Annotated in this window: 5 protein-coding genes; 3 read left to right on the top strand and 2 right to left on the bottom strand. The window is 59.9% G+C overall.

All coding sequences use genetic code 11. From position 1 onward, the window contains the following. Positions 1 to 83 precede the first annotated feature (83 nt). On the top strand, positions 84 to 218 hold the full coding sequence (locus ACVOLS_RS21135; protein ID WP_481547257.1) for a hypothetical protein: 135 nt from the start codon (positions 84 to 86) through the stop codon (positions 216 to 218). A 74-nt stretch (positions 219 to 292) separates the two neighbouring features. Then, complete coding sequence (locus tag ACVOLS_RS21130; protein WP_481547256.1) at positions 293 to 1,936, top strand: EAL domain-containing protein; 1,644 nt, start codon at positions 293 to 295, stop codon at positions 1,934 to 1,936. 81 nt (positions 1,937 to 2,017) lie between these two features. Here ACVOLS_RS21130 and ACVOLS_RS21125 read toward each other — a convergent pair whose 3' ends face one another. Both ACVOLS_RS21125 and fdhD read right to left on the bottom strand, forming a co-directional pair. Next, positions 2,018 to 4,294 (bottom strand): FdhF/YdeP family oxidoreductase, encoded by a 2,277-nt coding sequence (locus tag ACVOLS_RS21125; RefSeq protein WP_481547255.1) that lies wholly within the window; start codon positions 4,292 to 4,294, stop codon positions 2,018 to 2,020. A 312-nt stretch (positions 4,295 to 4,606) separates the two neighbouring features. Further along, positions 4,607 to 5,449, bottom strand: a complete 843-nt coding sequence (fdhD, locus tag ACVOLS_RS21120; protein ID WP_481547254.1) for a formate dehydrogenase accessory sulfurtransferase FdhD — start codon at positions 5,447 to 5,449, stop codon at positions 4,607 to 4,609. Between the two features lie 302 nt (positions 5,450 to 5,751). Here fdhD and ACVOLS_RS21115 point away from each other — a divergent pair, with 302 nt between their 5' ends. Then, positions 5,752 to 6,411, top strand: coding sequence for a lysoplasmalogenase (locus ACVOLS_RS21115; protein WP_481547253.1), 660 nt, complete (start codon positions 5,752 to 5,754; stop codon positions 6,409 to 6,411). The last annotated feature ends 199 nt before the right edge of the window (positions 6,412 to 6,610 follow it).

The following is a 6,610-nucleotide window of genomic DNA, read 5'->3' as shown; positions in this document are numbered from 1 at the left end:
TTACAATCCAACACGCCGCCACAGCCATCTAGGCGGGGTCAGTCCTGACGAGTTCGAGGCAGCGCATCGCCACCCTCGGTCAGGTGTCCACTAAATCCTGGGAACTCCATGTTGCGGTCATCACCCGGGCCGGGACTGCCGCGCTGGAACTGGAGGAGGGCGGCCCGGCGGTGGTGCTGTTCAATGCATCCAGTGTGATCATCGGTGTATCGACGTAAAGCACCAGCTTGGCTCCAGTCTGGACCAAGCGGCGTCGGATTCCACATTGACGGACTGACCGACGACTCCCTCCTTGCGGTTTCGCACGCTGCGATGGCCGGCGGCTTTGCGGTACGCTGTCAGGATTGGACGCGTGCCGAGACGGCGAGGCTGCATGAGAAGGAAATCGGTACTGCTCGCCGCCGGCGTCCTGGCAATTGCGGCGGGTGTTCTTCCACTGATCGGGTTGTCCTGGGTGCAGCGCGAGCAGGCGCTCAGGACACAGCAACAGCACCTCGATGATGTCGCTGCGTCCACTGCAAAGCGCACCGAGCGTACGCTGGATGATGCCAAGCGCGCACTTGTACGCGCAGGCAGCATTGATCGCACCGACTGCTCGCTCGCACACCTGAAGATGATGGGCCAGGTGGTTGCCGATGCACGCAGCATCGAGGACCTGGGCTATTTCGAGGATGAAAAGCTGGTATGCACCCGGCTTGGCGTGATCTCGCCGCCAGTGCCGGCCGGCGATGCGGATCTGGATCTTGGCGACGGCAGCTCGCTGTCCTATGCCGAGTTGCCCAGGTTGTTCACGGGTGAGCCCCGGGTGGAGGTCCGCCGCGGCGACTACGGCGTGCTGATTACCCCAGGCCGGCTTACCGACCTGGTGATCAGTACACAGGTCGTGTACGGCGTGGCGAGTCGTGACGGACGGGTTCTTGAAGCCTCTGGCGTCGTCAAGCCGCAGGTGATGCAAGCGCTTCTGGCGGGTGTGCACCCCGGCACTGGCGATCGATACGCATTTTCCTCCCGGCCTGCGGCGGGTCTGGTCGCCTTTGCGGTGACTGACACTGCAATGACCGGGGCTGCGGCGGGCTTGGACTGGCGCTACCTGCTACCTATCGGTGCGGCCATCTCGCTGATACTGATCGGCCTCATCATCTGGGTGTCGAGGCAGCAACTGTCGCCGGCGAAGACGCTGGAGTTGGCGATCAGGAACAGGGAATTCGTGGTGCATTACCAGCCGATCATCAACCTGGAAAATGGGCTGTGCATTGGTGCCGAAGCGCTGGTCAGATGGCAGCGGCCCGGTACGCCGATGGCATTCCCGGATCAGTTCATTCCATTGGCGGAGGCCACCGGCCTTATCTCACCGCTGACCGACCTGGTGATCGACGTGGGCGTGGCAGAGATGGGCCAATACCTGCGCGGGCAACAGGATGCCCATCTCTCAATCAACATTCCTGCCAATGAAATGGAGAGCGGGCGATTCCTGCTTGGTTTGAATGCAGCGGTGGCGAAGGCGGGCTTCCGGCCGGGGCAGATCTGGCTGGAGATCACCGAGCGCGGCTTCATCAACGCCGCAGCGGCTGCAGCGGTAATCGGCAATGCGCGCTCCCTCGGCTACCGGGTCACCATTGATGACTTCGGTACCGGCTATTCAAGCCTCTCCTTGCTGGAAGGCCTCTCGCTCGATGCACTGAAGATCGACAAGTCTTTCACCCGCGTTATCGGTGCTGACGCCGCGCAGAGCATCGTGGCGGACCACATCATCAACATGGCGCATGCCCTGAAGCTGACGGTCATCGCCGAAGGAATCGAAACGCTGGAGCAGGAAGCCTACCTGAAGCAGTCCGATGTCCAGTTCGGGCAGGGCTGGCTCTATGCGAAGGCACTTCCCATCCGCCAGTTCCTCGCGTTCGCGGCGGGTAAGCCCGTTCAGGCGGACGAAGCTTGAAGTCGCGTTCCAAGGCAACGCCATTGAGACCGCGCGCCTGACAGTCTTCAACCCCCACGCACCAGGCGGGCGCACATCTGACTACGCCCGGCTGATATGGACAGGTACCGACTTGTAGGACGGCGTGCCACTCGCAGGGTCGATGTAGCTCAGTGGGATAAGGCAGTTGCCCTCCGGGTAATACGTCGCCACTGACCCACGGGAAATCTGGTAACTCACTGCAATGACGTTCTCAAGAATCCTGTCATCCTCGTTGTCAAGCGCCGTCTTTATACGAATCCGATCTCCCTGCTGGATCCCGCGCTCGCTCATGTCCGCTTCGTTCATGAAAACCACGTCACGGCGACCGAAGACACCACGGTAGCGATCATCCAGGCTGTAGATCGTGGTGTTGTACTGGTCGTGGCTGCGGATGGTGGCCAGCTTCAGCACCGTCTTGTCGACGGGTTTCGGGTCTTCAGCCAGTCCCGAGAAACGGAGGAACTCGGCCTTGCCCGATGCAGTCCGCCAGATACGTTCGGTAGGCGGCAAAGGCAGACGGAAGCCGCCAGGAATACGTATCCTGGCGTTGTAGTCCGAGAAATCGGGGAACACTGCTTCGATGGCTTCACGTATCACATCGTAGTCAGCCACCATTTCCATCCACTGCACGCGACTCGAGGGCAGGGTCGCGCTGGCGATGCCTGCAACGATTGCCGGCTCTGAGCGCAGCTGTTCAGACGCTGGTCTCAGCTTGCCCCGCGATGCATGCACCATCGACATCGAGTCTTCCACGGTGACTGCCTGCGGCCCGGTGGCTTGAATGTCCAGCTCGGTACGGCCGAGACAGGGTAGGATGAAGGTGTTCTCGCAGACCAGCAGATGACTACGATTGAGCTTGGTCGCAATGTGCACCGACATCTCCAGGCTACGCATGCCTGCGAAACAGGCTTCGCCATCGGGGAGCGCGACTGCAAGATTTCCGCCAAGGCAGATGAGTACGGTGGAGCGGCCATCAATAATGGCCTGCATGGCAGCAACGGCGTCGTGACCATGGGGGCTTGGGGTGCGAAATCCGAACCGCTTTTCGATCCGATCGATCATCTCTGCGCTGGGCTTCTCGGTGATGCCGACACTGCGATCGCCCTGGACGTTGGAATGCCCGCGGAGTGGGCAGATGCCTGCACCGGGCTTGCCGAAGTTGCCGCGCAGTAACAGCAGGTTGGCGATCTGCTGGACATTCCTGGTGCCCGTGCTGTGCTGGGTGATGCCCATGCCATAGGTGACGATGGTTGCGTTGGACTTGGCATAGGCCTGGGCAACCTTGCGCAGATCGTCCTCAGGTAAACCCGATTCGGAAACGATTCCTTCCCAGCTTGCCGCACGCAGGTCTTGGGCCAAGGCGTCGAACCCATTGGTATGTTCGTCAATGAACTGATGGTCAAGAATGCCGGCGGCTCTACCTTGGTCGGCCTCCATCTCCAGCAGCGCCTTCATGATGCCTTTCAGTGCTGCGGCGTCGCCGCCTATGCGCGGTTGCAGATAGGAAGACGCGATCTCCGTTGCCCCGAGTGTCGCCATCTCCAGCGGGTCCTGCGGATCGGCGAAGCGCTCCAGGGCGCGTTCCCGCAGCGGATTGAGCACGATGATGGGGGCGCCCCGGCGTGCGACCTCATGCAGCGTTCCCATCATGCGGGGGTGGTTGGTCCCAGGATTGTGCCCGATGGAAATGATCAGCTCGCAGGCGTCGAAATCATCCAGCGAGACGGTTCCCTTGCCGATACCTATGGACGACGGCAGACCAACGCTGGTGGCCTCGTGGCACATGTTTGAGCAATCGGGGAAGTTGTTCGTTCCGTATTCACGGGCGAAGATCTGGTAGAGGAATGCAGCCTCATTGGAGGCCCGCCCGGAGGTATAGAACTCAACCATGTTCGGGTCTGGCTGCTCGCGCAGGATCTGCCCGATCCGGCTGAGCGCCTCATCCCACTCCACCGCCTCATAGATGTCCTTCTCCGGGTTGTAGGCCAAGGGATGGGTCAGGCGCCCCTGATCCTCCAACTGGAAATCCGTCATTTCCAGCAGCGAGGAAACGGTATTGGATGCAAAGAACTCCGGAGTTACCCGCTTCTTGGTGGCCTCCCAGGTCACGGCCTTTGCGCCGTTCTCGCAGAACTGGAAGGTCGAGGTGTGCTGGCGATCGGGCCAAGCACAGCCAGGGCAATCGAAGCCTTCCGGCTTGTTGGTCCGGAACAGCGTGATCGCAGCTTCCGGGGCGGCCATCTGTTCACTGATCGCTTTTGCCGTTGCCCGCAGCGCCCCCCAGCCACCTGCAGGAGCATCGTATTTGCGGATGCCTGGGATGTCCTTCTCGTTCATGTTGATGCCTCACTCTCGTAGGGGTACATCAATGAAGGGTAGGCGCAGTCTGAATCCGGGGCGCGGCAAGGAGGATCCGTCTCCGTTGGCAGCGATGTGGCTATGAAACGTTTGCTTTTCCACAGAACGCAGTCGAGGTGAAGTGGTCATCAGGCGGACCTCACAAACGGTGCCACCTGAATTTCATCCCGGGCAACGCGGTGGTTCCAGATTGAGCTACAACACTGGGCGTTCGAATGTTGGTTTCATGTGATTTCCAAACGGGGTTTTCTGCCATTGTTCTACCCGCTGCTTCTCGGGCTTCACCATCCCCTATTCAAATCCAAGCAATCGCTCTGGATGCGTGTACACGTTGAATCGATCAGGCCGGGCGAAGCCGATCAGGCAGATACCGGCTGCGTTGGCCAGGTCGATGGCAAGCGCCGTCGGTGCGGAAACGGCAGCAACAACGGCCATGCCAGCGTGCGCCGCCTTGCTCACCATTTCATAGCTGGCGCGGCTCGATAGGAGGACCAGACCTGCTTCGGTCGATATGGACGCACGACGCAGGCCGCCGACCAGCTTGTCCAGCGCGTTGTGACGTCCTACATCCTCTCGAACATGGGTGATTCGACCGTCCGGTTCCACCCACGCAGCGGCGTGGATGGAGCCGGTAGCTAGGTTCATCGGCTGCATCTTGGGAAGGGATGACAGCGCCAATCGCAATGAAGCCACAGGAAATGTTGAGTGTCTCTCAATCGCTGGTGTCAGGCGCATGACGTCCTCCAGCAGTCGTGCACCACACAAACCACACCCACTGCGCCCGGGTAGCGCCCGGCTCGAGCTGGCGGACAGGGAAGCCGCAGGTGCCGTGCTGGTCACCCGAATGTGAATCTCGACACCTTCGATGCATGGGCTTACTTCGACACCGATCAACTCAGAGGTATCCGCAACGAGGCCCTCAGTCAGAGAGAAGCCCAGTGCCAGATCTTCCAAGTCTGAGGGTGTCGCCATCAGTACGGAAAAGGGTACATCGTTGTAGCGCATCGCAACCGGGACTTCCTCGGCGATGCTGTCGACCAACTGACTCCGCTCAGCCTTGGACCAGCGGATCGTTCGCCGGGCGGCGACCCCAGGCAGCGCTTCATCAATAGAAGTTGGATCGACTCTGGGCATGCGGGCGGTGACCTGGCGGCTTGGCTGAGCGATGTGGAGTTCTGGAGCACGCTTCTTGGGTCGAAGAATAGCTCAACCATGTGATGGTAAAATCAGGGCGCTGCCGAAAAACGATAATCCTGTTCGGCCCGGCCCGAATCGGCCTTTGCCTGCGAGGCACTGGCCAAGGAAATCTTGGAGTGACTGGCAGCCTGGAGTTCCAGCTTGGGCGATGGTCGCAGTGATCCCAGCCGACAGTTCACCCAGGCGCACCCGCTTCACAGCTCGTCATCAATGCAGCGTTGGGGAGAACACAGATCATCATGCTGACTGGAACAAGCTTCACAATCGCTGTTTGTCTTATTGCTTGTGCCGGGCTGGTCTTCAGCGAGTACCGCGGCTGGAAGATGGGCAAGGCCATACTGAAAATGGTCGCCAGTACGGCATTCCTGGCTTTGGCGCTTCAACTCAACGCGACAGCGTCAGCCTATGGGCAATTGATCCTGATGGCACTTGGACTCAGTTGGGTGGGGGACGCACTCCTTTTGTCTCAGAAGAGCCGCCTGTTCCTGCTTGGTCTGGCCAGCTTCCTGCTTGCTCATTTGATTTTTGCCGTCGCTTTTTCGTCCCTGCCTACCAATGCTACGGCGTTGGTCGCGGGGCTCGTTCTCATGAGCTGTCTCGGGATTGCGGTTCTCGCATGGCTTTGGAGCCATTTGAAAGCTTTCTATCGAGTCGCCGTTACGGCGTACGTGACGGCTATTGTTGCGATGTGCGCCTTGGCGATTTCGGCAAGCGCAGCTTCTGGAATATGGATGCTTGCGGTTGGTGCGATGATATTTGCGATCTCGGACGTCGCCGTTGCTCGCAACCGTTTCGTGGCGCCGGGTGCCAATAACAAGCTCTGGGGGTTGCCGCTCTACTACGGGGCGCAGATCATCCTCACCTGTTCGGTTGGCTGGATGCATGCAGGTACCAGCTGAAAGTCCCTTCAGCTCCCCGCTACTACTCGAGTCTGTGGATCTGTCTTGTACCCGATTTTCTTGATTGGAAAGGTCGTGTTCTAGCGTTGTGGAGTTCCCAGGATTTAGTGGACACCTGACCGAGGGTGGCGATGCGCTGCCTCGAACTCGTCAGGACTGACCCCGCCTAGATGGCTGTGGCGGCGTGTTGGATTGTAAA

This window comes from Stenotrophomonas sp. STEN038 (genome assembly GCF_056759895.1).
This window is presented reverse-complemented; position numbering and strand designations above follow the sequence as displayed.

Excerpts from the sequence above, each read along its gene's own strand:
- ACVOLS_RS21115 (WP_481547253.1), top strand. The coding sequence starts at position 5,752 with ATGCTGACTGGAACAAGCTTCACAATCGCTGTTTGTCTTATTGCTTGT.
- fdhD (WP_481547254.1), bottom strand. The coding sequence starts at position 5,449 with ATGCCCAGAGTCGATCCAACTTCTATTGATGAAGCGCTGCCTGGGGTC.
- ACVOLS_RS21125 (WP_481547255.1), bottom strand. The coding sequence starts at position 4,294 with ATGAACGAGAAGGACATCCCAGGCATCCGCAAATACGATGCTCCTGCA.